General features: G+C 64.6%; 21 protein-coding genes and 1 tRNA gene. 15 read left to right on the forward strand and 7 right to left on the reverse strand.

Annotated elements, in window-relative coordinates:
• Position 1: 1 nt before the first annotated feature.
• On the reverse strand, positions 2 to 1,306 hold the full coding sequence (gene hemL, locus QM470_RS19175) for a glutamate-1-semialdehyde 2,1-aminomutase (RefSeq protein WP_283340375.1): 1,305 nt from the start codon (positions 1,304 to 1,306) through the stop codon (positions 2 to 4).
• Positions 1,290 to 2,255 (reverse strand): bifunctional hydroxymethylpyrimidine kinase/phosphomethylpyrimidine kinase, encoded by a 966-nt coding sequence (thiD, locus tag QM470_RS19180; RefSeq protein WP_218332838.1) that lies wholly within the window; start codon positions 2,253 to 2,255, stop codon positions 1,290 to 1,292. Before thiD ends, hemL begins: the two co-directional genes overlap by 17 nt.
• Before the next feature lie 87 nt (positions 2,256 to 2,342).
• On the opposite strand from thiD, the gene QM470_RS19185 reads away from it, so the two are divergent.
• The 8 genes from QM470_RS19185 (at position 2,343) to QM470_RS19220 (ending at position 9,182) form a co-directional block, all read left to right on the forward strand.
• On the forward strand, positions 2,343 to 2,516 hold the full coding sequence (locus QM470_RS19185; RefSeq protein ID WP_172591871.1) for a rubredoxin: 174 nt from the start codon (positions 2,343 to 2,345) through the stop codon (positions 2,514 to 2,516).
• Between the two features lie 242 nt (positions 2,517 to 2,758).
• Complete coding sequence (locus tag QM470_RS19190; RefSeq protein ID WP_283340376.1) at positions 2,759 to 3,358, forward strand: YqgE/AlgH family protein; 600 nt, start codon at positions 2,759 to 2,761, stop codon at positions 3,356 to 3,358.
• A complete protein-coding gene (gene ruvX / locus QM470_RS19195; RefSeq protein WP_283340377.1) occupies positions 3,355 to 3,876 on the forward strand; it encodes a Holliday junction resolvase RuvX in 522 nt (173 codons plus the stop codon). Before QM470_RS19190 ends, ruvX begins: the two co-directional genes overlap by 4 nt.
• Positions 3,873 to 4,394: a bifunctional pyr operon transcriptional regulator/uracil phosphoribosyltransferase PyrR gene (pyrR, locus tag QM470_RS19200; protein WP_218332837.1), complete on the forward strand. Its 522-nt coding sequence runs from the start codon at positions 3,873 to 3,875 to the stop codon at positions 4,392 to 4,394. Before ruvX ends, pyrR begins: the two co-directional genes overlap by 4 nt.
• Before the next feature lie 2 nt (positions 4,395 to 4,396).
• Complete coding sequence (locus tag QM470_RS19205) at positions 4,397 to 5,359, forward strand: aspartate carbamoyltransferase catalytic subunit (protein ID WP_066539845.1); 963 nt, start codon at positions 4,397 to 4,399, stop codon at positions 5,357 to 5,359.
• Positions 5,360 to 5,546: 187 nt separating this feature from the next.
• Positions 5,547 to 6,842 (forward strand): dihydroorotase, encoded by a 1,296-nt coding sequence (locus tag QM470_RS19210; protein WP_283340378.1) that lies wholly within the window; start codon positions 5,547 to 5,549, stop codon positions 6,840 to 6,842.
• 22 nt (positions 6,843 to 6,864) lie between these two features.
• Positions 6,865 to 7,626, forward strand: a complete 762-nt coding sequence (locus tag QM470_RS19215) for a lysophospholipid acyltransferase family protein (RefSeq protein WP_283340379.1) — start codon at positions 6,865 to 6,867, stop codon at positions 7,624 to 7,626.
• Positions 7,627 to 7,769: 143 nt separating this feature from the next.
• Complete coding sequence (locus QM470_RS19220) at positions 7,770 to 9,182, forward strand: dihydrolipoyl dehydrogenase (RefSeq protein ID WP_283340380.1); 1,413 nt, start codon at positions 7,770 to 7,772, stop codon at positions 9,180 to 9,182.
• 62 nt (positions 9,183 to 9,244) lie between these two features.
• Here QM470_RS19220 and QM470_RS19225 read toward each other — a convergent pair whose 3' ends face one another.
• On the reverse strand, positions 9,245 to 10,333 hold the full coding sequence (locus QM470_RS19225) for an ABC transporter ATP-binding protein (protein WP_283340381.1): 1,089 nt from the start codon (positions 10,331 to 10,333) through the stop codon (positions 9,245 to 9,247).
• Between the two features lie 129 nt (positions 10,334 to 10,462).
• Between QM470_RS19225 and QM470_RS19230 the strand changes: the two genes are divergently transcribed.
• The 6 genes from QM470_RS19230 to QM470_RS19255 all read left to right on the forward strand — a co-directional run bounded on the left by QM470_RS19230 (position 10,463) and on the right by QM470_RS19255 (position 16,800).
• Positions 10,463 to 12,106, forward strand: a complete 1,644-nt coding sequence (locus QM470_RS19230) for an ABC transporter permease (protein WP_283340414.1) — start codon at positions 10,463 to 10,465, stop codon at positions 12,104 to 12,106.
• Between the two features lie 29 nt (positions 12,107 to 12,135).
• The gene (locus tag QM470_RS19235) at positions 12,136 to 12,531 is read left to right on the forward strand and encodes a DUF423 domain-containing protein (protein ID WP_280014153.1); all 396 of its coding nucleotides are present in this window, start codon (positions 12,136 to 12,138) and stop codon (positions 12,529 to 12,531) included.
• 51 nt (positions 12,532 to 12,582) lie between these two features.
• Positions 12,583 to 12,933, forward strand: coding sequence for an arsenate reductase (glutaredoxin) (arsC, locus tag QM470_RS19240; RefSeq protein ID WP_279999755.1), 351 nt, complete (start codon positions 12,583 to 12,585; stop codon positions 12,931 to 12,933).
• A 268-nt stretch (positions 12,934 to 13,201) separates the two neighbouring features.
• Positions 13,202 to 14,737: a Do family serine endopeptidase gene (locus tag QM470_RS19245; RefSeq protein WP_283340382.1), complete on the forward strand. Its 1,536-nt coding sequence runs from the start codon at positions 13,202 to 13,204 to the stop codon at positions 14,735 to 14,737.
• Positions 14,738 to 14,776: 39 nt separating this feature from the next.
• A complete protein-coding gene (locus tag QM470_RS19250) occupies positions 14,777 to 15,436 on the forward strand; it encodes a response regulator transcription factor (protein ID WP_283340383.1) in 660 nt (219 codons plus the stop codon).
• Entirely contained in the window at positions 15,433 to 16,800 is a 1,368-nt protein-coding gene (locus tag QM470_RS19255) for an ATP-binding protein (protein ID WP_283340384.1), read from the forward strand. The genes QM470_RS19250 and QM470_RS19255 overlap by 4 nt, the downstream gene beginning before the upstream one ends.
• An 89-nt stretch (positions 16,801 to 16,889) precedes the next feature.
• On the opposite strand, the gene QM470_RS19260 is transcribed toward QM470_RS19255, so the two are convergent.
• Positions 16,890 to 18,044, reverse strand: a complete 1,155-nt coding sequence (locus tag QM470_RS19260) for a DUF697 domain-containing protein (RefSeq protein ID WP_283340385.1) — start codon at positions 18,042 to 18,044, stop codon at positions 16,890 to 16,892.
• Between the two features lie 40 nt (positions 18,045 to 18,084).
• Positions 18,085 to 18,408 carry a hypothetical protein gene (locus QM470_RS19265; protein WP_283340386.1) on the reverse strand — a complete coding sequence of 108 codons (324 nt, stop codon included), beginning with the start codon at positions 18,406 to 18,408 and terminating at the stop codon, positions 18,085 to 18,087.
• Positions 18,409 to 18,960: 552 nt separating this feature from the next.
• On the opposite strand from QM470_RS19265, the gene QM470_RS19270 reads away from it, so the two are divergent.
• Positions 18,961 to 20,649 carry a DUF262 domain-containing protein gene (locus QM470_RS19270; protein ID WP_283340387.1) on the forward strand — a complete coding sequence of 563 codons (1,689 nt, stop codon included), beginning with the start codon at positions 18,961 to 18,963 and terminating at the stop codon, positions 20,647 to 20,649.
• Between the two features lie 664 nt (positions 20,650 to 21,313).
• Here the strand turns inward: QM470_RS19270 and QM470_RS19275 are convergent.
• A tRNA-Arg gene (locus QM470_RS19275) sits at positions 21,314 to 21,388 on the reverse strand.
• Positions 21,389 to 21,422: 34 nt separating this feature from the next.
• A complete protein-coding gene (locus QM470_RS19280) occupies positions 21,423 to 25,628 on the reverse strand; it encodes a translocation/assembly module TamB domain-containing protein (protein ID WP_283340388.1) in 4,206 nt (1,401 codons plus the stop codon).

Here is a 25,628-nt window from a genome sequence, read left to right on the forward strand (position 1 = left end):
CTCAGAGTGTCTTGAACACCTGGCGGGCCGCTTCGATGGTGCGGTCGATGTCTTCGTCCGTGTGGGCGGCGCTGACAAAGCCCGCTTCATACAGCGCCGGGGCAAAGTAGTGGCCCTGGTCCAGCATGGCGTGGTAGAACTTGTTGAAGACCTTGCCGTCGGTCTTCATCACTTCGGCATAGGTCGTGGGCAGCTCGGGCAGGAAGTAGAAGCCGAACAGGCCGCCTTGCCAGTCCACGCTGAAGGGAACGCCTGCGGCGCTGGCTTCGGACTTCAGCCCTTGCATCAGGTGACCGGTCTTCAGGTGCAGCTCGGCATGGAAACCGGGGCGGCTGATCAGCTCCAGCGTCTTGAGACCACAGGCCGTGGCGATCGGGTTGCCCGACAGCGTGCCTGCCTGGTAGACCGGGCCCAGAGGCGAGAGCTTTTCCATGATCTCGCGGCGGGCGCCAAAGGCCGCCATGGGCATGCCGCCGCCGATGACTTTGCCCATCACGGTGATGTCGGGGGCAAAACCCGGGATCTGCTGGGCATACAGGCTTTGCGCACCGCCCAGGGCCACGCGGAAGCCGGTCATGACCTCGTCGTAGATCAGCAGGGCGCCGTGCTCCTGCGTGAGTTCGCGGATGCGGCGCGTGAATTCCACGCTGGCGCGCACGAAGTTCATGTTGCCGGCGATGGGCTCCATGATCACGCAGGCGATCTCGCTGCCCATCTTGGCAAAAGCCTCTTCGAGCTGGGCCACATCGTTGTACTCAAGCACCACGGTGTCCTTGGCCACATCGGCGGGCACGCCGGCCGAGGAGGAGGCGCCGAAGGTCGCCAGGCCCGAGCCGGCCTTGACCAGCAGCGCATCGGCATGGCCGTGGTAGCAGCCGTTGAACTTGATGATCTTGTTGCGGCCGGTGTAGCCGCGGGCCAGGCGCAGTGCGCTCATGCCGGCTTCGGTGCCGGAGCTGACCATGCGCACCATGTCCATGCTGGGCATGAGTGCACGGATCTGTTCGGCCAGCACCACTTCACGCTCGGTGGGGGCGCCGTAGCTGAAGCCTTCGAGCACGGCGGCCTGCACGGCGGTCACCACTTCGGGGTGGCCGTGGCCCAGGATCATGGGACCCCAGCTGCCGATGTAGTCGGTGAACTGCTGGTCGTTCTGGTCCCAGAAATAGGCGCCCTGGGCGCGTTGCACAAAGCGGGGGGTACCGCCCACAGCGGCAAAGGCACGCACGGGTGAGTTCACGCCGCCGGGGATCACGGCCTTGGCGCGTTCGAACAGGGCAATATTCAGGTCAGTGTTTGGTGTCATGGGGGGGCATCACAAAGCCCTCAAGGGGCGCAGTGGTTGCAGGGGTTGCCGTGCCACCCGGGGTGGTGGCATCGGTGTCTTCGTCGTCTTCGGGCTGCGCCCAGAACATGCGGTCCGGCAGGAAATGGCCCATGCCGGGGCGAAAGCCGTGGTCCAGGCAGCGGTCCAGGTATTCCAGGGCTTCCTCGGACGCGGCGCCCAGGTCGTTGCCGGTGGCCAGCAGGGCGGCCAGTGCGGCTGACAGGGTGTCGCCAGCGCCGATGAAGCTGCCGTCGAACAGCTCGTATTTGCTGCTGCCCAGCACGGTCTCGGGCGAGGACAGCACGTTGTCCACAAACTGGCCCGGCAAGGGAATGCCGGTCACCAGCACGAACGGCACATCCTTTTCCTGGGCCGCCATGGCCAGGTCGCGGGCCGTGGGCGGGCGGCTGTGTTCCCAGTCGGGCAGCAGCCAGCGCCACAGCGTGCCGTGGTTGCCCACCAGCACCGAGGTCTGGGGCAGCAGCAGTTCCTGGAAGGCATCCAGGTACTGCTCCATCTGGTCGCTGTCCCACCAGGACAGGTCGGGCATGTAGCTGATGATGGGGATGTCGGGATAGTCGGTGGAAATCTCGGCGATTACCGTCAGGATTTCCGGCGAGCCGACAAAGCCCACCTTGATGGCGCGCACCGGAAGGTCTTCCAGCACGGCGCGTGCCTGCTCGGACACCCATTCGTCGTCCAGGCGGTGGTGGTCAAAGATGCGGTTGGTGTCGCGCACATAGGTCCCCGTCACCACAGCCAGCGGGTGACCGCCCACGCTGGCGATGGTGGTGATGTCGGCGGTCAGGCCCGATGCACCGCAGGGATCGCAGGCGTTGAAGCTCAGCACACACACCGGATCCGTGAGCGCCAGCTCGTCGTCTGCCTCAGATTCGGTGGGTGGAGGGGAAGGAGGGGAAATGGCCATGCGCGAGTCCAGGCGTCGGCTCGATCAAGACGAGCGCCGCTAAGGGCTGGATAAAATGATTCATTCTATGTGAAGGCCTTTTTAGCTGTGGTGGACCCTAAAACTTGGATATGTGTGGTGTGTGGTTGGATGTATGACGAGGCGCAGGGCAGCCCCGAGCATGGCATTGCCGCAGGAACGCGATGGGAAGATGTGCCAGCCGACTGGACCTGCCCGGAGTGCGGTGTGGGCAAGTCCGACTTCGAGATGGTCGAGTTCTGAATTCTGAAGACTGCGTGTCCACCCGCTGCAGCCCTCCGCGCGGCGGTGCAAGCCGCCCAGGCCCTGGCGGCAGGCGTTGTTGGAGCAGAAAAGTCAGCTATTCCGCCATCCGAATGGCGGGAATAACTGCCAAGCAAGCACAGGCAGCTCACATTTTTTCTGCCGTCCTATGACCCCATGCGCCACGGCGGTCCGCGGGCGGCCTGCGACCGGCGGGGGCGAACCCCGCTAAAATCAGGGCCATGCCCGCTGAATCTGCGCCTATCAATCTGACGCACCATTTCCTGATCGCCATGCCCGGTCTGGAAGATGAATCTTTTTCCCGCAGCGTGGTGTACTTGTGTGAACACAGCGAGCGCGGCGCGCTCGGCCTGATCATCAACAAGCCCATGGAGCTGAGCCTGGAAGGCCTGCTGCACAAGATCGACCTGCCCATGGGGCGGGATGATCTGAGTACCGCCCCCGTCTTCAAGGGCGGCCCCGTGCAGACCGATCGCGGCTTTGTGCTGCATGATCCCATCGTGGTCGAGGGCGCAGCGCCCGACACGGCCATCTATGCCTCCACCCTGACCATTCCCGGCGGGCTGGAGATGACCACCTCCAAAGACGTGCTCGAAGCCCTGTCCACCGGTGCCGGCCCGCGCCGCGTGCTGGTGACGCTGGGCTATGCCTCCTGGGGCGAAGGCCAGCTCGAATCCGAGCTGGGCGAGAACGCCTGGCTGACGGTGGCCGCCGACGCCGACGTGGTGTTCGACACCCCGCCCGAGCAGCGCTACGACAAGGCCCTGGGCCTGCTCGGCCTGCAGGCGTGGATGCTCTCGCCTGACGCGGGGCACGCATGACCCATCCCACCCCGGACCACCGGCCCGGCAGCGCTGCTGCCCCGGCCGTGCAATTGGACGCGACCCCATCGGCCGCATCTGCAGCACCTGCCGCCGCCGCACCTGTGCCGGCGGCGCCTGCCGTTCCGGCCCATTTCCAGCAGTTCCTGGCGTTCGACTTCGGCACCAAGCGCACCGGTTGCGCGTCGGGCAACCGGGTGCTGGGAGGCGCCAGCCCGCTGCGCACCATCCAGGCCGAAGGGGCCGATGCGCGCTTTGCCGCCGTGGAAAAGCTGATCCAGGAATGGCAGCCCCAGGCCCTGGTGATCGGCGTGCCCTACCACCCGGATGGCGCGGCGCACGAGAACACGGCCCGGGCCAGGAAGTTCGGCCGCCAGCTGCATGGGCGTTTTCGCCTGCCTGTTTATGAAGTGGATGAGCGCTACAGCACCACCGAGGCCCTGGCCGGTGGCGCCAAGGATGCGGATGCCGCATCCGCCTGCATCATCCTGGAGCAATTTTTGAGGAGTCTTCCATGAGCGTTTCCGTCGCCGGCACTGCCGGTTCCCTGGTGCTGGATGCCGAGGCCCTGTACCGCGAGCTGCTGCGCGGCGTGCGCAGCCTGATGGGCGCCAACACCCAGCTGGCCGGTGTGGCCTCCGGTGGCGCCTGGCTGGTGGAACGCCTGCACAAGGACCTGGGTCTGCCCGGCACCCCCGGCGTGCTGTCCTCGGCCCTGCACCGCGACGACTTCGCACAGCGCGGCATGGCCTCCAGCGCCCAGACGCAGCTGGGCTTCGACGTGAATGGCGCGGACATTCTGGTGCTGGACGATGTGCTCTATACCGGCCGCACCGTTCGCGCCGTGCTCAACGAGTTGTACGACTACGGCCGCCCGGGTTGCGTGCGCCTGGCCGTGCTGGTGGACCGGGGTGGCCGTGAGCTGCCCGTGGCCGCCGAATTTGCCGCCGCCCGCGTGGCCTTGCCTGCCAGCCAGTCGCTGGCGCTGGCGCGCACCGAAGACGGCACCTTCCAATTTGAAGTCAAAGAGGCATGAACGTGCTGTACAAGCGCAACCCCCAGCTGAACAAGAATGGCGAGCTCATCCACCTGCTCACCACCGAAGGTCTGTCCAAGGACATCCTGACCCACATCCTGGACACGGCCAGCAACTTCGTGAACGTCAACGACCGCGAAGTCAAGAAAGTGCCGCTGCTGCGCGGCAAGAGCGTGTTCAATCTGTTCTTCGAGAACAGCACCCGCACCCGCACCACGTTCGAGATCGCGGCCAAGCGCCTGAGCGCCGACGTGTTCAACCTGGACATTGCCCGCAGCTCCACCGCCAAAGGCGAGACGCTGCTGGACACCATCGACAACCTCTCGGCCATGGCGGCCGATATCTTTGTCGTGCGCCACAGCGAATCCGGCGCGCCCTACCTGATTGCCCAGCATGTGGCGCCCCATGTCCACGTGGTCAACGCCGGTGACGGCCGCCACGCCCACCCGACCCAGGGTCTGCTGGACATGTACACCATCCGCCACTACAAGAAGGATTTCTCCAACCTGCGCGTGGCGATCGTTGGAGACGTGCTGCATTCGCGCGTGGCGCGTTCGGACATCCACGCCCTGACCACGCTGGGCGCGGCCGAGGTGCGTGTGGTCGGCCCCCGCACCCTGGTGCCGTCGGACATGGCCCAAATGGGCGTGCGCGTCTTCCACAACCTGGAAGAAGGCATCAAGGACTGCGACGTCATCATCACGCTGCGTCTGCAGAACGAACGCATGAGCGGTGCGCTGCTGCCGTCGAGCCAGGAGTACTTCAAGAGCTTCGGTCTGACCGAAAAGCGCCTGGAGCTGGCCAAGCCCGACGCCATCGTCATGCACCCGGGCCCCATCAACCGCGGCGTGGAGATCGACTCCGCCGTGGTCGACGGCCCGCAGGCCGTGATCCTGTCGCAGGTGACCTTCGGCATCGCCGTGCGCATGGCGGTCATGTCGATCGTGGCGGGCAACGAGGCCTGATGCATCCGGCCACCCCCCTGAGCGGCTGCGCCGCTTCGCCCTTCGCCCGCTGCGTTGCAGCGGGTTCGGTGTCACTGCGACCGCAGGCGGTGTGCAGGGGCGGGTGGCGTGAGGCTTTGCTGGGTATGTTTTTGATTGCTGCTTGTGCGCCTGCAGAGCGCATGGGCGGCCCATTTGGTGTGAAACCATGAAAATCTTGATTCAAAACGGCCGCGTGATCGATCCGGCCCGCGGTTTTGACCAGGTCTGTGATGTGGCGCTGGCCGCCGGCCGTGTGGTGGCGGTGGGCCAGGCACCGGCCGGCTTTGAGGCCGACCGTGTGGTCGATGCCTCGGGCCAGTGGGTGCTGCCCGGTCTGGTGGACCTGGCCGTGCGCCTGCGCGAGCCCGGTTATGAACACGAAGGCATGCTGGCCTCCGAAATGGGCGCCAGCGTGGCCGGCGGCGTGACCAGCCTGGTCTGCCCGCCCGACACCGATCCGGTGCTGGATGAGCAGGGCCTGGTGGAAATGCTCAAGTTCCGTGCGGAAAAGCTGCACCAGTCGCGCCTGTTTCCCATGGGCGCACTGACGGTGGGCCTGAAGGGCGAGACACTGACCGAAATGGCCGAGCTGACCGAATCCGGCTGCGTGGCCTTCGGCCAGGCCGATGTGCCACTGGCCAGCATCACCACCCTCAGCCGCGCGCTGGCCTACGCCAACACCTTTGGCTACGCCGTGTGGCTGCGCCCGCAGGACAAGGACCTGGGCAAGGGCGTGGCCGCCAGCGGCCCGCTGGCCACCCGCATGGGCCTGTCCGGCGTGTCGGTGGCGGCAGAAACCATTGCGCTGCACACCATTTTCGAGCTGATCCGTGGCTCGCAGACCCGCGTGCACCTGTGCCGCCTGTCCAGCGCGGCCGGTGTGGAACTGGTGCGCAAGGCCAAGGCCGAGGGCCTGAATGTGACGGCCGACGTGTCCATCAACTCGCTGCACCTGACCGAAAACGACATCGGCTACTTCGACAGCAGTGCCCGCCTGGTCCCGCCGCTGCGCCAGCAGCGCGACCGCGATGCGCTGAGCGCCGCACTGGCCGATGGCACCATCGACGCCCTGGTCTCCGACCACTGCCCGGTGGATGAAGATGCCAAGGTGCTGCCGTTTGCCGAAGCCGAGCCCGGTGCCACCGGGGTGGAACTGCTGCTGGCCCTGGCCGTGAAGTGGTCGCAGGACCAGAACGTGCCGCTGGTACGTGCCCTGGAAGTGGTCACCGCGGCTCCGGCCCGCGTGCTGGGCGGTGCCCTGGGTACGCTGCAGGCCAGCCTGGGCCAGCTGGTGGATGGCGGCGTGGCCGACCTGTGCGTGGTCAACCCGCAAGCGGCCTGGACTGTGGGTGCCAGCGAACTGGCCAGCCAGGGCAAGAGCACACCGTTCAACGGCTACGAGCTGCCCGCACGCGTGCAGCTGACCGTGGTGGGCGGCCATATCGCCTTCGAGCGCGCGTAAAGCAAGGCCGAAAGCACACCCCATGGCCAGTCATCTGCGGGCCAGCGCCCGCGCGCTGCACATGCTGGGCCATGTCCTGCAGGGCATGGCCACGGTGGTGTGGCGCTTTCCGCGTCTCAACAGCCTGGAACGCCAGCAGCGTGTGCAGGCCTGGGCCAGCGCCTTGCTGGGCAAGGCCGGCATCCGGCTGGAAGTGATCGGCCATCCGGTGTCGGACGGGCCGGCCCTGCTGGTGGCCAACCACATCTCGTGGCTGGACATCCCGGTCATGCACGCGGCACGCTTTTGCCGCTTTGTCTCCAAGGACGATGTGCGCAGCTGGCCCTTGATCGGCCGGCTGGCCACGGCGGCGGGCACGCTGTACATCGCACGCAGTTCGCGCCGCGACGCGCAGCGCATGGTGCAGACCATGGCCGACAGCCTGACCCAGGGCGATGTGCTGGCCGTGTTTCCCGAAGGCACCACGGGCGATGGTCTGCGCCTGCTGCCGTTCCACAGCAATCTGCTGCAGTCGGCCGTGGTGGCCGATGTGCCGGTGCAGCCCGTGGCGCTGCGCTTTGTCACGGCGGCGAGCGGCGAAGTCAGCACCGCACCCAGCTATGAAGGCGATACCACGCTGCTGACCTCCATCTGGCGCACCCTGCGCGCCGACGATCTGGTGGCCCAGGTCCACTATGGTGTGCCCGAGACCGCCCGCGGGCGCGACCGCCGCACATGGAGCGAAGACATGCGCCAGCGCGTGGCGGCCCTGGCAGGCCTGCCTTGCGGTCCGGCGGGCGACTGAATTCGCCTGCGCGCTCCCCCTGCCACACGGCCCGGTGATCCCGGGCCGTGTTGGTTTCCGGGCGCATCGGGCCATTTGCCTACTGCAGATTGCACGTTCTGCTATCAGAATGGTGAGCAAGTCATCAGTTCAGGAGGGCAGACATGGGAGCGAACGTGCAAGTGGATGTGGCCGTCATCGGTGCCGGAACAGCGGGCATGAATGCCTTCAGCACGCTGCGCAAGGCCGGCGTGCGGGCCGTGATCATTGACCAGGGCCCGCTGGGCACCACCTGTGCCCGTGTGGGTTGCATGCCGTCCAAGGCCGTGCTGCAGGCCGGCAAGCGCTGGGACATGCTGCGCAGCCTGTTGCCTGCGGGCCATCGCGACCGCGCGCTGGACCTGCTGCCCGCAGGCAGCACCACGCCCCAGCTGCTGTGGGAGCAGGCCCTGACCACACGCGACCAGTTGGTGGAAGGCAATATCCGCCAGCTCAACGATCTGGCGGGCGATGCGCTGCTGAGCGGCCAGGCGCGCTTCACCGGGCCGCAGACCCTGCTGCTGGAAGGCGGCGCCACGGTGGAGGCCAAGGCCTTTGTGCTGGCCACGGGCTCCGAAGCCACGCGGCCCCAGGCGCTGCACGATGCCCTGGGCGACAAGCTGATCACCACCGACGAACTATTTTATCTGGACGCGCTGCCGCGCAGCCTGGCCGTGGTGGGCCTGGGCCCCATCGGCCTGGAAATGGGCCTGGCGCTGTCGCGCCTGGGCAGCCAGGTGGTGGGCAGCAACCGGTCGCGCCGTATCGGGCTGATGGAAGACCCGGAAGTGAACAGCGCGGCGCTGGACTACTTTGGCAGGCAGTTTCCCATGGCGTTCGAGGTGCCGGTGACGGCACAGCGCCGCAGCGACGGGCGGGTGGACTTTCAGGCCGGGGCCGTGCAGGCCCAGGTGGACTGGGTGCTGGCCGCGACCGGCCGCGTGCCACGGACCCAGGCGCTGGCGCTGGAGCAGGCCGGCGCACATTTCGACGACAAGGGCCGTTTGCGCTGGGACGCGGTCACGCAGCAGGTGCTGGGCGTGCCCATGTTCCTGGCCGGCGATGTGAGCAGCGACCGGCCGCTGATGCACGAGGCCGCCGTGGGCGGCGTGATTGCCGCTCAGCGCGCGCTGCAGCACCTGGGGCTGGAAAAAGGCCAGCCCGTGCGCCGGCGCAGCGCGCCGCTGTCGATCGTGTTCAGCGACCCGGACCTGGCCGTGGTGGGCAAGCGCTTTAACAGCCTGCCGCCCGATGCCGTGGTGGCCACCACGCGCGGCAGCGGCAATGGGCGCTCCAAGATCATGCAGGCGCCCCACCATGTGCTGCGGCTGTATGCCGATGCCAGCAGCCGCAAACTGCTGGGTGCCAGCATCTTTTGCGCCGGTGGCGAGCACCTGGCCCACCAGCTGGCCTGGGCGGTGCAGCGCGGCGAAACCTCGGAGAGCCTGCGCGATCTGCCGTACTACCACCCCACGGTGGAGGAGATGATCGACAACGCGCTCAAGGAACTGCGCAAGGCCTTCAAGAAAATCGGCTGAAGGGCAGGGGGCTGCAGCGCAGCCCCTCAGCAGCCTTCAACGCAGTGCGCACTGCGCAGCGCTCAGGGCACCGGGCTGAGCTGTTCCTCGCGCGGGAAGGTCACCACATGGTCCATGTCCAGGCGGATGCCCACGCGCGAGCCCACCGCATGGTCGTGGTGGCTGGGCACATGGGCCATCACGTTGTGGCCGCTGTCCAGCCGCAGCGTGTAGAGAAATTCCGAGCCGCGAAACGCCTTGCGCAGAATCTGCGCCTGCACCGGCGCATGGTCGTCGTGCACGATGTCGTCGGCGCGCAGCAGCACATCGCACTCGCCTCCTGGGTAGGCCGAGGGCAGGGGACATTCATCCCCATCCACCAGATCGCCCAGCGCGGTGTGCAGCACCACGCCGTGGTCGCCGTGCGGGCGCAGCTCGGCCGGCAGGAACACGCCGTGGCCGATGAAGTCCGCCACAAAGCGCGTGGCCGGGCGGTGGTAGAGGCGGTAGGCAGTGTCCCACTGGTGCAGATGGCCGTCGTGGATGACGCCGATCTTGTCGCCGATGGCAAAGGCTTCCAGCTGGTCGTGCGTCACGAACAGGGCCGTGGCCTTGGCTTCCTTCAGGATGCCGCGCACCTCGTGGGCCAGGCGTTCGCGCAGGTCCACATCCAGGTTGGAAAACGGTTCGTCCAGCAGCAGCAGCTGCGGGCGCGGTGCCAGTGCGCGGGCCAGGGCCACACGCTGCTGCTGGCCGCCGGAGAGTTCGTGCGGAAAGCGCGCGGCCGATCCGGCCAGGCCCACCAGTTCCAGCACCTCGGCCACACGGCGCTCCTGCTCGGCCTTGGGCAGATCGTGGATGCCGAAGGCCACGTTGCGGCCCACGCTCAGGTGGGGGAACAGGGCGTAGTCCTGAAACACCATGCCGATGCGGCGCTGCTCGGGCGGCAGGGCCACCGTGGGCGAGCTGACCACGCGGCCTTCCAGCGCAATCGTGCCCTCGCTGACCGGCTCCAGCCCGGCCACGGCGCGCAGCAGCGTGGTCTTGCCGCAGCCCGAAGGGCCGATGAGCACGCCGATATCGCCGGCCTGCAGATTCAGGGACACGCCGTCGACAGCCGGGCGGGGGCGACCGGCGTAACGCACGCCGAGTTGGGACACTTGGAGGAACATGGCTAAATTGTAGAAGACGGCAAATGCGTAGAATTTGCATTTGCATTCTTTCCATTCCCTGCGGAATGGACACTTGTGGTGGGTCGCTGACCCCGGGATGTGACCTCCATCTTCCGCCAGGACCTGCTCTTGCGTTTCCGTTCCTTCTCTCCCCGCGCCCTCCCGCTGTTGCTGCTGGCGCTGCTTCTGACTTTGCCGGTGCTGGCCGTGCTGGCCTCGTGGTTGCCCATCGACCAGGCCCTGGGCCAGGGCGAAGCCACCCCCGGCAGCATCCTGCGCGAGATGGCATCCACCGTGCTGCCGGGCTATCTGGGCACCACCATCTGGCTGGGCCTGCTGGTGGCCCTGGGCGCTGCCATTGTCGGCACCGGCACGGCAGCGGCGGTGACGCTGTTCGACTTCCGGGGCCGCCGCGCCATGGAGTGGCTGCTGTTGCTGCCGCTGGCCATGCCGGCCTATGTGACCGCCTACGCCTACACCGATTTCCTGCAGTTCAGCGGCCCGTTGCAGGTCTGGCTGCGGGACACCTATGGCCTGGAAGGCCGCCTGCTGCCCGAGGTGCGCAGCCTGGGCGGTGCCGTCTGGGTGTTCATTTTCTCGCTCTACCCCTATGTCTATCTGCTGGCCCGCACCGCGCTGGGTGAGCGCGCCGCCCACCTGATGGAAGCGGCGCGGCTGATGGGTGCTTCGCTGCGCCGCCGCATCTGGACGGTGGCCCTGCCGCTGGCCCGCCCCGCCGTGGCCGCTGGCGTGGCGCTGGTGCTGATGGAAACGCTGGCGGACTTCGGCGTGGTCAGCTACTTCGGCATCCAGACCTTCACCACCGGCATCTACAAAGCCTGGCTGGCCATGGACAACCGCATTGCCGCGGCCCAGCTGTCGACCATGCTGCTGGTGCTGGTGGTCTTGCTGCTGCAGCTGGAGCTGCGTGCCCAGCGCCGCATGCGCTTCACCACCAGCGGCGTGGGCCGTGCCGGCTCGGCCGAAGCACAGCCCCAGCGCCTGCGCGGCTGGCGCTGCGCCCTGGCCTGGCTGGTGTGCCTGCTGCCCGTGGTGATGGGCTTTGTGGCGCCGGTGGCCTTCATGCTGCGCCCGCTGGCGGCCGACTGGACGGTGCTGCCGTGGAACCGCTTTCTGGAATGGGCTGCCAACAGCGTACGCCTGGGCGCCATCACCGCCGTGCTGGCGGTGGCGATTGCGCTGGCGCTGGCCTATGCCGTGCGCCGCCGCCCGGATGGGCTGACGCGCGGCGTGGTGCAGCTGGCCAGCATCGGCTACGCCGTGCCGGGTGCTGTCATCGTGGTGGGCTTGCTGCTGCCGGTGGGCTGGCTGCAGCAGGCGGTGCCGGAATGGGGCTTGCCCGCGTTGATCACTGCCACGGCCGTGGGTATTGTCTGGGCCTATCTGGTGCGTTTTTGCGCGGTGGCGCTGCAGTCGGTGCAAAGCGGGTATTCGCGCATTCCCATGAGCCTGGATGAATCGGCCCGCATGCTGGGCACGGGCGGCTGGGGCCTGCTGCGCTGCGTGCACTGGCCGCTGCTGCGCCGTTCCACGGCCGCTGCGGGCCTGCTGGTGTTTGTCGACGTGATGAAGGAACTGCCCGCCACCATGGTGCTGCGGCCTTTCAACAGCGATACGCTGGCCGTGGTGGCCTACCAGCTGGCGCGCGACGAGCGCCTGGGCGAGGCGGCACTGCCTTCGCTGGCGCTGGTGGCCGTGGGTCTGATTCCCGTCATCATGCTCAGCCGCACCCTGCGGTCCGGGCGCAGGTAAACCAAGCAACAAGGAAAGGGCCGAGAGCCATGGGTGGAAGAATCTGGATTGCGGTGGCAGGGCTGCTGGGCGCCGTGGGCGTGGGCATGGCCGCCTATGCGACGCACGGGCTGGGCTTTATCGAAGACGCCACCCTGCGCGAAGCGGCACGTGCTACGCTGCAGACGGCCGTGCAGCAGCAGATGTTCCACGCGCTGGCGCTGCTGGGCGTGGGGGCACTGGCGCAGCGGGCGGAAAGCCGGCTGCTGGCGTTGGCCGGCCTGTTGTTCACCGTGGGGGTACTGCTGTTCAGCGGCCTGGTCTATCTGCGCATTCTGGGCGGTGTGGAAAGCCTGCGCATGTTCGTGCCCTGGGGCGGCACCTGCCTGATCGCCGGCTGGCTGGTGCTGGCTGCCGCCGGACTGGGTTTGCGCAACCGGCCTTGAATCCGTGCCGGACCGGGTGTGCGGCGGCTGCGCTGCCCCTACACTCGCTGCATGAGCGATATCACCATTTTTCACAACGCCCGCTGCAGCAATTCGCGCGGCGCGCTGGCCCTGATCCGCGAGCGCGGCATCGAGCCCAATATCGTCGACTACATTGCCACGCCGCTGACGGCGCCTGAGCTGGCCGAGCTGGTGGAACACCTGGGGGTGCCGGTGCGGGAGCTGCTGCGCACCAAGGAAGCGGTCTACCAGGAGCTGGGCCTGGACCAGCCGGGCGTGAGCGATGTGCAGATCATCCAGGCCGTGGCAGCCCATCCGGCGCTGCTGAACCGCCCCATCGTGGTCACTCCCAAGGGCGCTGCGCTGTGCCGCCCGCCCGAGAAGGTGCTGGAGCTACTGTAAGCACCACGCGCCGCCGGTGGTGCAGATACGGCCGCGTGAGGCAAGGGGCCGAAGCACCGCGCGCAGTTGCGGTCTATCCATCCAGCGCATGCATTTCTGTGCATAGGTCGGGCCATGGCCTGTGGAGGGCGTTGACCAAGGTGCCAGGCCCGCAGTCGCAGGCGGCCGCGGCGGCTTCAGTCACTTCTTAAGTCACTTTTAAGTCTGGGCGGGAACACTGCAGTCCATCGCAATGCCGGCATGCCGGTAGGACTGAAAAGGAACCGCCATGGATACTCTGCTCTCTACCCCCCGTCGTCTGGTTCTGGCCCTGGTAGCCGCTGGCGCCATTGGCGCAGCGGGCGCCGGTCTGGTGACCGGTTTGCACCATGAAGCACGCGCCACGCCGGTCGCCACCGTGGCGGCTGCGGTGGCCCCGGCCGCACCGGCCTCCGTGCCCACCGTGGCCATGCCCGACTTTGCCGCCATCACCCGTGCCAACGCACCGGCGGTGGTGAACATCAGCGTGGTGGGCGATGCCCGCGCCATGCAGATGCGTGGCGACGCAGCAGCAGCCGACGACGATGACGACGACAGCGGCGCCGGCCCGCAGATCAGCCCGGACGATCCTTTCTTTGAATTCTTCCGCCGCTTTGGCATGCCGGGCCTGCCTGGTGCCCAGGCCCAGCCGCGCGATACACCGGCACGGGGTGAAGGTTCGGGCTTCATCGTGGGCAGCGATGGCTTGATTCTGACCAACGCCCATGTGGTCTACGGTGCCAAGGAAGTGACCGTCAAGCTCAGCGACCGGCGCGAATTCCGGGCCAAGGTGCTGGGCATGGACCCCAAGACCGATGTGGCCGTGATCCGCATCGATGCGCAGAACCTGCCCACCGTGCGCCTGGGCAATACCAAGGACCTGCAGGTGGGCGAATGGGTGCTGGCCATTGGCGCACCGTTTGGTTTCGAGAACAGCGTGACGGCTGGCGTGGTCAGCGCCAAGGGCCGCTCGCTGCCGGACGACAGCCTGGTGCCTTTCCTGCAGACCGACGTGGCCATCAACCCCGGCAATTCGGGCGGCCCGCTGTTCAATGCGCGGGGCGAGGTGGTGGGCATCAACAGCCAGATCTACACCCGCTCGGGCGGCTACCAGGGCGTGTCGTTTGCCATCCCAATCGAGCTGGCCACGCAGATCCAGCAACAGATCGTGGCCCACGGCAAGGTGGAACATGCGCGCCTGGGCGTGGCGGTACAGGAAGTGAACCAGGGATTTGCCGAATCCTTTGGCCTGCCCTCGCCCGAAGGTGCGCTGGTGTCCTCGGTCCAGGACGGCTCGCCCGCTGCCAAGGCCGGCCTGCAGCCGGGCGATGTGCTGCGCGAGGTGGACGGTCAGCGCATTGTCTCTTCCGGCGATCTGCCGGCCTATGTGGGCATGCGCCGGCCCGGCCAGCAGGTGCAGCTGACCGTCTGGCGCCAGGGCAAGCTGCAGCAGCTGAGCGCCACCCTGGCCAGCGCGGACGATGCCAAGGCCAAGAAGACCGCACAGGCCAGCGTGGAGAAAGGCAAGCTGGGTCTGGGCCTGCGCCCGCTGACCCCGCAGGAACAGCAGCAGGTGGGCGTGCAGGGCGGTCTGCTGATCGGCCAGGTGGCCGGGCCTGCAGCCCAGGCCGGTGTGGTGGCCGGCGATGTGCTGCTGTCCATCAACAACCAGCCGGTCAGCAGCATGGACACCGTGCAGGCCGCCATGGCCAAGGCCGGCAAGACCGTGGCCCTGCTGGTGATGCGCGGGGGCGACAAGATCTTTGTCCCCGTGCACCTGGGCTGAGCGGGATCCATCGGGACGCCACACGGCTATGCTTGCACCATGCGATTGCTGCTGGTTGAAGATGATCCCATGATCGGCGAAGCCGTCCAGGACCTGCTGCGTGGCGCCAGCCACGCCGTGGACTGGGCGCGCGACGGTGCGCAGGCCGACACGGCCTTGCGCACCACCGCCTACGACCTGGTGCTGCTGGACCTGGGGCTGCCCAAGATGGATGGCCTGGACGTGCTGCGCGCACTGCGTGCCCGCAAGGACCGCACGCCGGTGCTGGTGGCCACGGCCCGCGACGCCGTGGCCCAGCGCGTGGCCGGGCTGGATGCGGGCGCGGATGACTACATCGTCAAACCCTATGACCTGGATGAATTGCTGGCCCGCATGCGCGCACTGCACCGGCGCAGCAGCGGGCGGGCCGAACCGGCGTACTGCCACGGTGGCGTGGAGGTGGACCCCAGCACCCGCAGCGTGACCTTGCAGGGCGCCAGCGTGGCGCTGTCGGCACGTGAATGGGCGGTGCTGGAAGCCCTGACCGCCCGCCCGGGCCAGGTGCTCAGCCGCGCCCAGCTGGAAGACAAGCTCTACGGCTGGGGCGAGGAAGTGGGCAGCAACGCGGTCGAGGTGTACATCCACGGCCTGCGCAAGAAGCTGGGCGCCGCGTTCATTCTCAATGTGCGCGGCCTGGGCTATATGGTGCCCAAGGCATGAAGGCGACTTCGCTGCGCATCCGCCTCATCGTACTGATGGGGCTGGCCATTGTGCTGGCCGCGCTGCTGCAGGGCGCGCTGGCCTACCGCAATGCGCTGGCGGAAGCCGATGCCCTGTTCGACTACCAGATGCGCCAGACCGCGCTGGCACTGCGCGCCGGCCTGCCGGTGGATGCGCGTGCCGCCTCCCCCCTGCTGCCGCCGGAGGACGAGAACCACGAATTCATTGTCCAGGTCTGGACCAATGAGGGCCTGCGCATTTTTGAATCCGCCTTCGGGGCCGCGCTGCCGCAGATGGCGGTGCTGGGATTTGCCGATGTACCGGTGCGCGGCACGACCTACCGGGTGTTTTCACTGCAGTCCCCGGCCCAGGTGATCCAGGTGGCGCAGAACCTGCAGGTGCGCCGCCAGATGGCACGTACGCTGGCCTGGCGCACGGTATGGCCGATTGCGCTGCTGGCGCCCTTGCTGGCGCTGGCCGTGTGGTGGGTGGTCGGCCATGCGCTGCGCCCGGTGGAGCGGGTGCGGCGCGAACTGGCCGGGCGCAGCGCCGCATCGCTGGCCCCGGTGGCCGAGGCCGGTCTGCCCCAGGAAGTGCAGCCGCTGGTGCAGGAGCTGAACCTGCTGTTCGCCCGCGTGCAGCAGGCGTTTGCCAGCCAGCAGCATTTTGTGGCCGATGCCGCCCACGCACTGCGTTCGCCGCTGCAGGCGTTGAAGCTGCAGCTGCAAGGCCTGCAGCGCGCGCCCGATGAGGCGGCGCGCCAGCGGGCCCAGCAGCGGCTGGCGGCCGGCATCGACCGCGCAGCCCAACTGGTGGACCAATTGTTGCTGTTGGCGCGCGAAGATGCGCAGCAAGGGGCGCGCAGCAGCCCGGCCCCGGTGGTTGATCTGGCGCCGCTGGTGGCACAGCAGCTGGCCGATCTGGCCCCCAGCGCCCAGGCCCAGGGCGTGGACCTGGGGCTGGCCGAAGGCAGTGCGGCTGCCGCCCATGTGCGGGCGGAGTCCGCCAGCCTGCAGGTGCTGCTGGGCAATCTGCTGGACAACGCCATCAAGTACACGCCGGCGGGTGGGCAGGTGGATGTGCGGCTGGCGCTGCTGCCTGCTGTGCCCGACCGCCCGGCCCAGGTGGAGCTGCGGGTGGAAGACAGCGGCCCGGGCATCCCCGCCGCAGAACGTGCGCGGGCGCTGGAGCGCTTTGTGCGCGCCGACGGTGCCGCTGCATCGGGCGTTCCCGGCAGCGGCCTGGGGCTGGCCATTGTGCAGACCATTGCCCAGCGCCAGGGCGCGCAGGTGGAACTGCTTGAATCGGTCACGCTGGGTGGGCTGTGCGTGCGGGTGTGCTGGCCGGCCGTGCCGGCGGCCTAGGCGGTTGTGGTGTGGCCATGGAGGTCACACCGGCTGGGATGGCGCGGAGGCCTCCTGGGCATGCAGAGCGTGCGGGTCAGTGCGCTGGTTCAAGGCTTTTTCTTCAATGCCACGATGGCCGCATGCAGCTTGTCGCGTGTCTGCTGCGTGGCTTGCTGGGTGCTGTGCTGTACCGCATCGGCGGCGCGTGCCGTGTGGTCGGCCACCTGCAGCGTGGCCTGGTGCAGTTTGCCGGTGGCATGGTCCACCCAGGCGCCGGAGGTGCTGGCTGCGCTGCGGGCGGCATCGCGCGTGGCGTCCACCACGGTCTGGCCGCTCTGGCGCACGCTGTCCACCGTGGATTGGGCGGTCTGGCTGACGGCATCGCGCATGCGGCCATAGACCGCCTGGCTGACGTTGCTGCCCGCTTCGCGCACCAGCTGGCCCAGCTGGCCGGCTGCGCGCACGGTGGCACTGCGGCGCACGGCAGCGTGTTCCGGGCGCTGCAGCGGCGCGCAGTAGGCCTGGGCCATCAGGCCCACGCGCAAGGTCAGAAAGGCATTGGCAGCGCCGCCGGCCAGGCTGTTGGTCAGCAGGCTGCCCATGGCGCCCAGGCCGGGTACGCTGGCCAGGGCGGCGGGCGTGGTGGCCTGCACCAGCGGGGCCGCCAGTTCGGCAAAGTCCATCTCGTCCAGGCTGTTGGCCAGCAGCATGCAGGCGCCCACATTGCCGTAGAGGTAGCCCATCTGGCGCAGCGAGGGACGCAGGCCGTAGATGCGTGCCACACGCCACACCAACCGCAGCTGGCTGGCCAGCACCACCAGGCCGTCCAGCCGGCCGTTTTGCAGCAGCGCCGTGCTGGCCAGCACGCTGGCGGCGGTGCGGCGGGTTTCAGCGTCGGCCAGGGTCTGCAACTGCTGCAGGGCCTGGGCCACATCGGTATCCGCCTGCAGCGGCTGGCCTGTCAGGTGGGCGTTGCGCGCCAGGTGCTGGCGCAACCGTGTCTGGTAGGCGGCCTGCGCAGCGGGTTCGTCGCCGGCGGGTGGCTGCAGTGCCGCAGGCAGGCGCAGCAGCAAGGTGGTGGGTACCACCACCGCGACGGCCAGCAGGGCCAGCAAACCCCAGAAGGTCCACTGCCCGGCACCGGCATGCACGCGGTCGGCCGCGTCGGCGAGCTGGGAGACCATGGCCACCGTGAACACGGCCACATAGGCCAGAAAGGCGGCCAGCAGGGCCATCAGAATGCGGCGGGTGGTACGGTGCATGGCAGGGCTTTCTCCAAGGGGCAGGGCGTGTGCAGCGGAATCAGGTGTCCATGTCCTTGCGCTGCACCGGGGGCTGCTGGGCATGTTTGCGGCTGGCCCCGGCACGGCCGGCCTTGCTCCAGTCGTAGAGCTCGCCGTCCGGGGTGCGGCCGCCTTCCACCGCCGCCACGCCGACGGGGCCGATCATGTCGCGCAGCTCGGACGAAATCGTGACATGCGCATGGCGGGTATCGCTGCGCAGCCGCTGGCAGTGCTGCAGCGCTTCGCCCATCTGTGCATCGGAGTACGGCAGGCACTGCGGCTGCCAGGCCGGCTCGGCGCCTTCGGGCGAGGTGTTCAGCAGATAGTAGACAACAATGCTCATGGCGGACTTCTCAAAACTGGAGCCCCGGTTGTACTGTAGTTGCAGGCGGCGGCAGCGTTGTCAGGTTTTTCTGGGGCTACTGAAAACTGCAGGCCGATGACCGTGTGCTTTTACTGGTATTGAGCCTTCTCTACTAGATTTTCAGGATTTAGCACTACTTCTATATTTTATAGAGTGAATTAGGGGTGGATTTTAATTTCGCGCTTGCCAAAATTGCATGATCAATATCTACTTATTTTATAACAAATGATGCCAAATGAACTCTATGTTTTCGATAGCAGAGGTGATATTAAGGTTACAGTAAGTTACGAGTGATATAAAGCATCTCTGAAGAGGCGAAATTTTAAGAGAGGTGTTAAAAACTTAGATAGCCGTATTTTGAATCTTATCGGTATTCAATCAAAAAATATGCATTAAATAATCACTTCAGATTGGTGGATTTGAAAGTTAGCTGTTTGTATTTTATAGGTGATTATGAATTTCAAATTAAGTTTCAAGCAACCAATTTAGTTAAATAGATTTGAACTATCTCAATGGATTTAATTTGTAGTTATGAAAATTCAATGTATTGACCGAGATATACGGCAAGTTCTTTCCTCTGGTGTTTTCGTCATTCCTCGCTTCCAGCGCCCGTTCTCCTGGGATAAGGAGAATGTCGAGGAACTATGGAGGGATGCGACTTCTGAGATTAAGAAAGACTATTTTATAGGGTCATTCGTGACCTATGAGATGGGAGATGTTCGGTATGGTGTGGTTGATGGTCAGCAGCGGTTAACTAGTATCACAATTGCATTATGTGTTATTCGTGATAAATATAAAGAGCTAGGATATGAGGCTTTGGCGCTTGGTATTCATAAGTTAATTGAAACAACTGGGTTGGATAATAAAGATCAGTACATAATAAAAACTGAATCATCTTATCCATATCTTCAGTTGAAGATTCAAAGCTATGAAAAAGATAATGAAAAATTAAAATTAGGGGATGAAGAGCATGCTTTGGCTGCTGCTCATAGCGTGCTGAAAGCTAAGATTGAGAATGGCATTCAGAATATTTATTCAACAATTACTGATCCAAAGCAGCATGCGAAAGAGGTAAAAAAATGGCTAGGTCAAATACGAGATAAATTTCTTGGATTAAAAGTCGTATCTATTAATCTTGCTACGCAAGATGATGCATATACGATTTTTGAAACAATGAATACTCGTGGTAAAGATTTAACTCCTGCTGATTTAATTAAAAATCACGTTTTGCGGCTTATGCCTGCAAAGGGGGGAGGTATTGATCGAACCAAAGATCATTGGCTGGAGATGCAGGCTGCTCTGGAGACTGCATCGAGAAAAATTCCAATAAGTACCTTCTTGCACCACTTCTGGATATCAAAATTCCCTTTTGTTATTGAGAGACAGTTATTCAAGGCATACCGAGAGCATGTAGATAAGCAAAATATCAAAGATTTCTTTGAAGAATTGAGGAGTGATTCAATTCTATATAGAGCCATTGATAATCCGGATATTATTAAAAGCTGGAATGCAAACACAGTGGATATAAAGGATTCAATTTATTGTATTTCAAATGTTTTGAATATACAGATAGCGAATCCGTTGCTGCTTACTGCATTGAGGCAGTATGTAAGAGGTATTTTAAAGGATGGGAAGGCTAAAGAATTATTTTCTTTAGTTGAAAATTACCATTATATATACACTACCATTTGTGGACTTCCATCTTCGGGTGGCGTAACCCAAATGTATGCTGTACATGCACGAGAGTTGGCGGCAGCTACTACTGCAGCGGAGTGTAGTAAAGCAATTCAGGAGTTTAAAATAAAAATAAAATCAAAAATTCCTACTGAAGCAACCTTTGTAAGTAAATTTCAAGAGTTAAGTTACTCAGAGCACCGTAGAAAAGAAGTGCTTAAATATACATTGTGGAAATTATATAAGGCTAATAACGGGGCTGTTGGTATTAATCGCGATGATTGCACATTCGAACATATATCTCCCCAGTCTGTAGGCGTGAAAAATGTTCACTCCATAGGAAATCTAATCTTGATTCCTGCTAAATTTAATGGATCGATTTTAGGAAATAAAGATTTTTTGGATAAAAAATTACTACTGACAACTAATGGATATTCTTTAGGATCAACGCTCAGTGCAGCTATAAAATGGGACGATACTGAAATTTCGACGCGGACCGATGAACTAGCAAGAGATGCGTATCGGAATGTCTGGGCTGTAAAGTAGTGAAAAGAGTAATACTGCGAAATCGGTGCTGTCTTCTGGTATGAGAATAAGCCCAAGGATTAAACCTTGGGCTTAATTTTTTTTGCCGGAAATATTTCACCAGTGATATGGAGTTATTGTTATTTGCTTTAGAGATATAATTCTAATTATTAAAATTTAAGAACGAAGATAATATCTTTATGATGTGAGGTACGCAAGCATCTCCATCAACAGTATTCCAAGAATCAAAAAATAATAGTAAAGGAAAGTGCAGCGGAGTAAAAAATACCAGAATTAGTGTTTGGTATAGAATGTAAAATTACTAAGGTAAATGGTGGTGAGTTACTGTTATATAATTAATTATTAATAATATATAATTAATAGTTGGAGTTTTTAATTTCTTTCAGCTAGAAATATAAAAATCAAGGTGTTTAAAATTGTAGGAACAATGTCTTTCTTAATGTATGTGGAAATCGATTGCTCTCTATTTTTTTTAAACAAATGTTTCAAGAGAAGTGGTCAATTGATATGAGTTACACCGCATATCAGTAGGGAAAACGGATGTCCGCTCTGCTTCGCCTAGATTGAGCACGTTGTGACGAACCTTGGCGCACTTTAAGGTTGAACTGTAGAGGGGAAAATAGAAAAAGGGCCGGAAGCTCATAAAAGCTTGCGGCCCTGGGTATGGTCCCCCCAACAGGAATCGAACCTGTATCTAGCGCTTAGGAGGCGCTCGTTCTATCCATTGAACTATGGGGAGCGAAACCGTTGATTCTACCTGCCGGCAGCGGCCTTCAATCCTTGCGCACGGTATAGATCAGGTCCACGGCGGTCTGCAGGCCGGTCTGGCCGCGCAGCGTGAGCCGGCGGGACATCTCGTAGAAGACGTAGAGCGTACCCATGGCGCCGTTCAGGCTCTGTTCGTAGGTGACGTACAGGTCCTTGGACAGGCGCTTGCCCAGCGTGAGTGCAGCACCGGCATTGGCGTCGGTGCTGTCGGTGCTGGCACCCTTGAAGCCGATCTCGTCCAGCCCCACACGGCCGGCAAAGTTTTCGCTGGTGCCGCCGCCGCTGAGCAGTGCCAGTGCCGCCTGTTGCAGCAGGGCGGCTTCGGCACCGCCGCTGGCCGTGTCGCGGCCCATGACGATCCAGGAGAGCTTTTCGGCGTCGGACATTTCCGGGTCGGAAAACAGGGTCACGCGCGGGTCGGTGGCGCTGCCCAGCACGCGCACGCCGGCCCGCACCGTGATGTTGGGGCGGATGGCGGTGATGTCCAGCGAGGGGTTGTTGTAGGGACCGTTGAAGCGGACCAGACCGCTTTCCACGTCCAGCGACTGTCCCCAGGCACGGTAGCGGCCTTGTTCGGTGCGTACCTCGCCCGTGATCTGCGGGGGCGCGCTGAGCGTGCTGCCGCCGCGCACCTGTAACTGGCCGCGCAGGCGGGTGGTGATGCCAAAGCCCTGTAGCGCAAAGTCACGCCCCAGGTTCAGGTTGAGCAGAATGTCCGGTACCTTGGCAGTGTTGGGGCTGGCGCCGGCACTGGCCTGTTGCGCGGCCTGGCGGGCTTCCTGCTGGCGGCGTTCCGCTTCGGCCTTGCGCGAGGCGGCCGAGTGCACCACCACATCCTTGTCCAGCGAGGGCGCGGAGGCATCTGGCAGCAGGATGGCGGCACGGTCAACCGTCAGGTCGCCGCGCAGCACGAACTGGCCGTTGTCCAGCCGGGCCTGCATCTGCCCCGAGGTGCTGAGCTGCCGGTCGGCTCGCACCAGCACCTGCAGGCGTTCGGCGCGCAGCTGGATGTCCATCTGCATGCCCGACTGGCCGGCGGCGGGCTGCGGGTTCCAGGCCACAAAGCCGGAGCCTGTCAGCTGGCCGCCTTCCTGCGGAGCGGGTGTCAGGTTGCCGCTGTAGCCCAGGATGCGGGCCGTGCTGCCTTTGCCGCCTTGCAGCGTCAGTTCGGTGATGTCCAGGCGCGTGCCTTGCAGGCGTGCACGCAGGCGGCCGTCGTGCAGATCCAGGCCGTCGAGCAGCGAGACGATGGACAGCTTGTCGGCCCCCAGGGTGCCGTCCCAGCGCGGATCACTGCGTGTGCCGGCAATGCGCACATCGGCGTTCAGGCTGCCGGTGACGCGCCAGCCGGGTGGCGCGAACATGGCCCAGATGCCGATGTCGGGCAGGTTGGCCTTGGCATTGCCGGAGAGTGGGGCGTTTTCCGGCCAGGTCCATCCTTCGGCCGTGCGTTGCAGGGAGCTGCGCACGTCGGCACTCAGGTGGCCGGCGCGCTCGGTGTCCCACAGCAGCTGGGTGCGGACTTCGCTGTCGCGCATTTGCAGTTGCAGGCGCAGGTTCTGGATGCGGGCGCGCATGCCGCGGCCCGGCACGCGCTGCTGCTGTACGGCGCCATCGGCACGGCGCGCCACTACGCCTTCCGAGCGGATGACGGTGACATTGGCGGCGGTTTCTTCTTCCACCACGGCCAGGCGGATGTCGCCACTGGCGCGTTCCAGCACCACATCGGCCACAGGGCTGCGGCCTGTGGTGTCGATGTTCCAGCGACCGTTCAGGCTCAGGTCACCGCTGATGCCGGCTGCGGTCAGCGGGCCTTTGCCGGGCTCGGCACCGAACGCATCGGCCCAGGCCAGCGGAATGCCTTGCAGCTGGCCCTGGCTTTGTACCTGCCAGCTGCCGTCGCTGCCCTGGCGCAGGTTGATGGGCTGCCATTGCAGCCCGGCCGGCGCACTGCCGGTGGGCGCGCTGACGTGCAGCTGGCCGGCGCTGGTGTCGATGCGCTGGCTGCGGATGGTCTGGCCCACGGTGCGCTGGCTGACGGTCAGCGGGCTGGCCAGTTCGGCTTTCCAGCTGCCGGCGCTGTCGGTGCCGGGGCTCCACTGGGCTTGCAGGCGCTCCACGCGGCCTTGCCAGTCCAGGGCGGCAGCACCGCGGTTGGTCAGCAGGCCGCCTTGCAGCTGGGTGTCCAGGGCGATGCGCTGCGCACCCTGGCGCAGCTGCGTGCTCAGCGTGGCCTGCAACTGCTCGGGCGTGCCCTGCAGGTTCAGGCTGAACTGGTCAATGCGGGTGGTGGTGGCCTCCGGGCCAGCCGGTGTCCACTGCAGGCCCGCGCTGCGCAGGCTGGCCTGCAGTTGCAGGCCCGAGGCGACGGGTGTGGCCGCGGTGTGCTGCAGGCGCTGCTGCAGCTTGCCCCAGCCACCTTTCCATTGCACGCTGGCATCTGCCGCGCCTTCCAGCCTGGCGCCCTGCAGCGTGTCTGCCATGCCCGGCAGGCGTTGCAGCCAGGCCAGCATCTGCGGGGCGGACTGCAGGCGCAGGCTGGCCTGACCGGCACCTTCGTCCGGGCTGATGTGGCCTTGCAGTTCCAGCTGGGTGCCGGGGGCCTGCAACTGCGCGGTGGTGCGCACCAGCAGGCTGTCGCTGTGGAATTCCAGCTGCTTGCTGTCCAGCTGTGCCTGCATGGCGTTCAGGTGCAGCTGGCGCAGCGTTAGGACCGGGGCACTCCACTGTCCCTGGGCGCGCACGGCATCGATGCGCAGCGGGCTGCTGTTGCCTGCGGTACGCACCACGCGGCCGGTGGCCGGGCCGCGGGTGGTGGCAATGTCGACGTTGAAATCCACCACCGGCGTGGCACCGGCTTCTGCGGCCGGGGTGCGTGCGGTGATCTGGCCTTTGAGCGGGGCAGGGTCCAGCGTGCTCCACAGCGCGGCGGGATCGACCTGGTGCAGCACGGCATCGCCTTGCACGCTGCGGGTGGCGCCGTCGTAGCTGCCCTGGGCCGTCAGGTGGCCGGTGCCCAGGTTGATCTGGGCTTCTTCCAGCCGCCAGGTCGTGCCTTGTTGTTGCACATCGGCTTCCAGCTCGTGGATGGGCAGGGCGCGCAGGTCCCAGGGGCCGGGAATGGCGTTGCGCACACTGGCGCGCAGGTCCCAGCCAGTGGCAGAAGGGCCGGCTTGCACTTCCCCGCTGAGCAGGGTGTGGGGGCCGTCGGGCCAGAACAGCGAGACATCCACCTGGTGCAGCTGGGCGTGGGCGGACACCACGGGCTGGGGTTGCCAGGGTTGGAGCTTGGCGCTGAGCTGGGCGCGCAGCGTCTGGCTGCTGGCAATGTCTTCGGCTTCGCGGGCCGTGGGTTGCGGCAGGTCTTGCGCGCTGTCTTCCTGCACCACATCCTTGGCATAGGCGCTGGCCTGGGCTTCGATCTGTGCGTCGGCGCCAGCCAGGGTGCCGCTCAACTGGACGGTGGCCAGGGTCTGCAGCCGCATGTCCTGCTCGGGCAGGGCGGTCAGGATGCTGCCGCGCAGATGGGCTTCCAGCTCCATGGGGGCCGCGCCTTGCAGCTTGAGCTGGGCGGCGTAGCGGCCTTCTGCCCAGCGCAGCGAGTTCACGGCCAGCTGGTGGTGGCTGCCGGTGTAGCGGTAGTGGCCTTGCAGCTCGGTCGCCTGCACCTCGGGCGTGCCCTGCCAGACCACGGTGTCCACCTGGAACGGCAGATCGATGCGCAGCGGCAATGTCAGCGACTGCAGCGGTTCGGTCGGCGTCTGGTCCGTGGGGTCGGGGGTGCTGCGAATGCGCACCGTGCCGATGTGCACCTGGCCCAGGCGCAGCTCGCGTGACAGCAGCGGGGACAACTGCCAGCCGATGTCGGCCTGCTCCACTTCCACCTGCAAGGTAGGGCTGGTCCAGCGCAGCCAGCCGATCTTGCCGCCATGGCGCAGCGTGCCCTGCACTTCCTTGGCTTCCAGCGTCTGCCCGGAAGGCAGCCAGCCGGCCACGCGGGTGAGGGTGCTGGCCAGGGAGTCGGCCTGGCCCATCCACCACCAGCCGCCGCCCAGCAGCACTGCCAGCAGCAGCACCAGGGCGGCCAGGGCCAGCAGCAGTTTGTGCCACCAGCGGCGGGGGCTGCGTGCCGGCGCAGTGGGCGGCGGGCTGCCATCCCGTGCAGAAGCGGGGAGGTCAGAGGAGGAGGGGGATACTGTGGGATCTGCCAT

It is taken from the genome of Comamonas sp. 17RB, from assembly GCF_030056555.1.
Lineage (GTDB): Bacteria > Pseudomonadota > Gammaproteobacteria > Burkholderiales > Burkholderiaceae_C > Comamonas > Comamonas terrigena.

Bases quoted from the DNA above. Each gene is read 5' to 3' on its own strand.
- hemL (WP_283340375.1), bottom strand. From the start codon at position 1,306: ATGACACCAAACACTGACCTGAATATTGCCCTGTTCGAACGCGCCAAG.
- thiD (WP_218332838.1), bottom strand. From the start codon at position 2,255: ATGGCCATTTCCCCTCCTTCCCCTCCACCCACCGAATCTGAGGCAGAC.
- QM470_RS19190 (WP_283340376.1), top strand. From the start codon at position 2,759: ATGCCCGCTGAATCTGCGCCTATCAATCTGACGCACCATTTCCTGATC.
- ruvX (WP_283340377.1), top strand. From the start codon at position 3,355: ATGACCCATCCCACCCCGGACCACCGGCCCGGCAGCGCTGCTGCCCCG.
- pyrR (WP_218332837.1), top strand. From the start codon at position 3,873: ATGAGCGTTTCCGTCGCCGGCACTGCCGGTTCCCTGGTGCTGGATGCC.
- QM470_RS19210 (WP_283340378.1), top strand. From the start codon at position 5,547: ATGAAAATCTTGATTCAAAACGGCCGCGTGATCGATCCGGCCCGCGGT.
- QM470_RS19215 (WP_283340379.1), top strand. From the start codon at position 6,865: ATGGCCAGTCATCTGCGGGCCAGCGCCCGCGCGCTGCACATGCTGGGC.
- QM470_RS19220 (WP_283340380.1), top strand. From the start codon at position 7,770: ATGGGAGCGAACGTGCAAGTGGATGTGGCCGTCATCGGTGCCGGAACA.
- QM470_RS19225 (WP_283340381.1), bottom strand. From the start codon at position 10,333: ATGTTCCTCCAAGTGTCCCAACTCGGCGTGCGTTACGCCGGTCGCCCC.
- QM470_RS19235 (WP_280014153.1), top strand. From the start codon at position 12,136: ATGGGTGGAAGAATCTGGATTGCGGTGGCAGGGCTGCTGGGCGCCGTG.
- arsC (WP_279999755.1), top strand. From the start codon at position 12,583: ATGAGCGATATCACCATTTTTCACAACGCCCGCTGCAGCAATTCGCGC.
- QM470_RS19245 (WP_283340382.1), top strand. From the start codon at position 13,202: ATGGATACTCTGCTCTCTACCCCCCGTCGTCTGGTTCTGGCCCTGGTA.
- QM470_RS19250 (WP_283340383.1), top strand. From the start codon at position 14,777: ATGCGATTGCTGCTGGTTGAAGATGATCCCATGATCGGCGAAGCCGTC.
- QM470_RS19255 (WP_283340384.1), top strand. From the start codon at position 15,433: ATGAAGGCGACTTCGCTGCGCATCCGCCTCATCGTACTGATGGGGCTG.
- QM470_RS19260 (WP_283340385.1), bottom strand. From the start codon at position 18,044: ATGCACCGTACCACCCGCCGCATTCTGATGGCCCTGCTGGCCGCCTTT.
- QM470_RS19265 (WP_283340386.1), bottom strand. From the start codon at position 18,408: ATGAGCATTGTTGTCTACTATCTGCTGAACACCTCGCCCGAAGGCGCC.
- QM470_RS19270 (WP_283340387.1), top strand. From the start codon at position 18,961: ATGAAAATTCAATGTATTGACCGAGATATACGGCAAGTTCTTTCCTCT.
- QM470_RS19280 (WP_283340388.1), bottom strand. From the start codon at position 25,628: ATGGCAGATCCCACAGTATCCCCCTCCTCCTCTGACCTCCCCGCTTCT.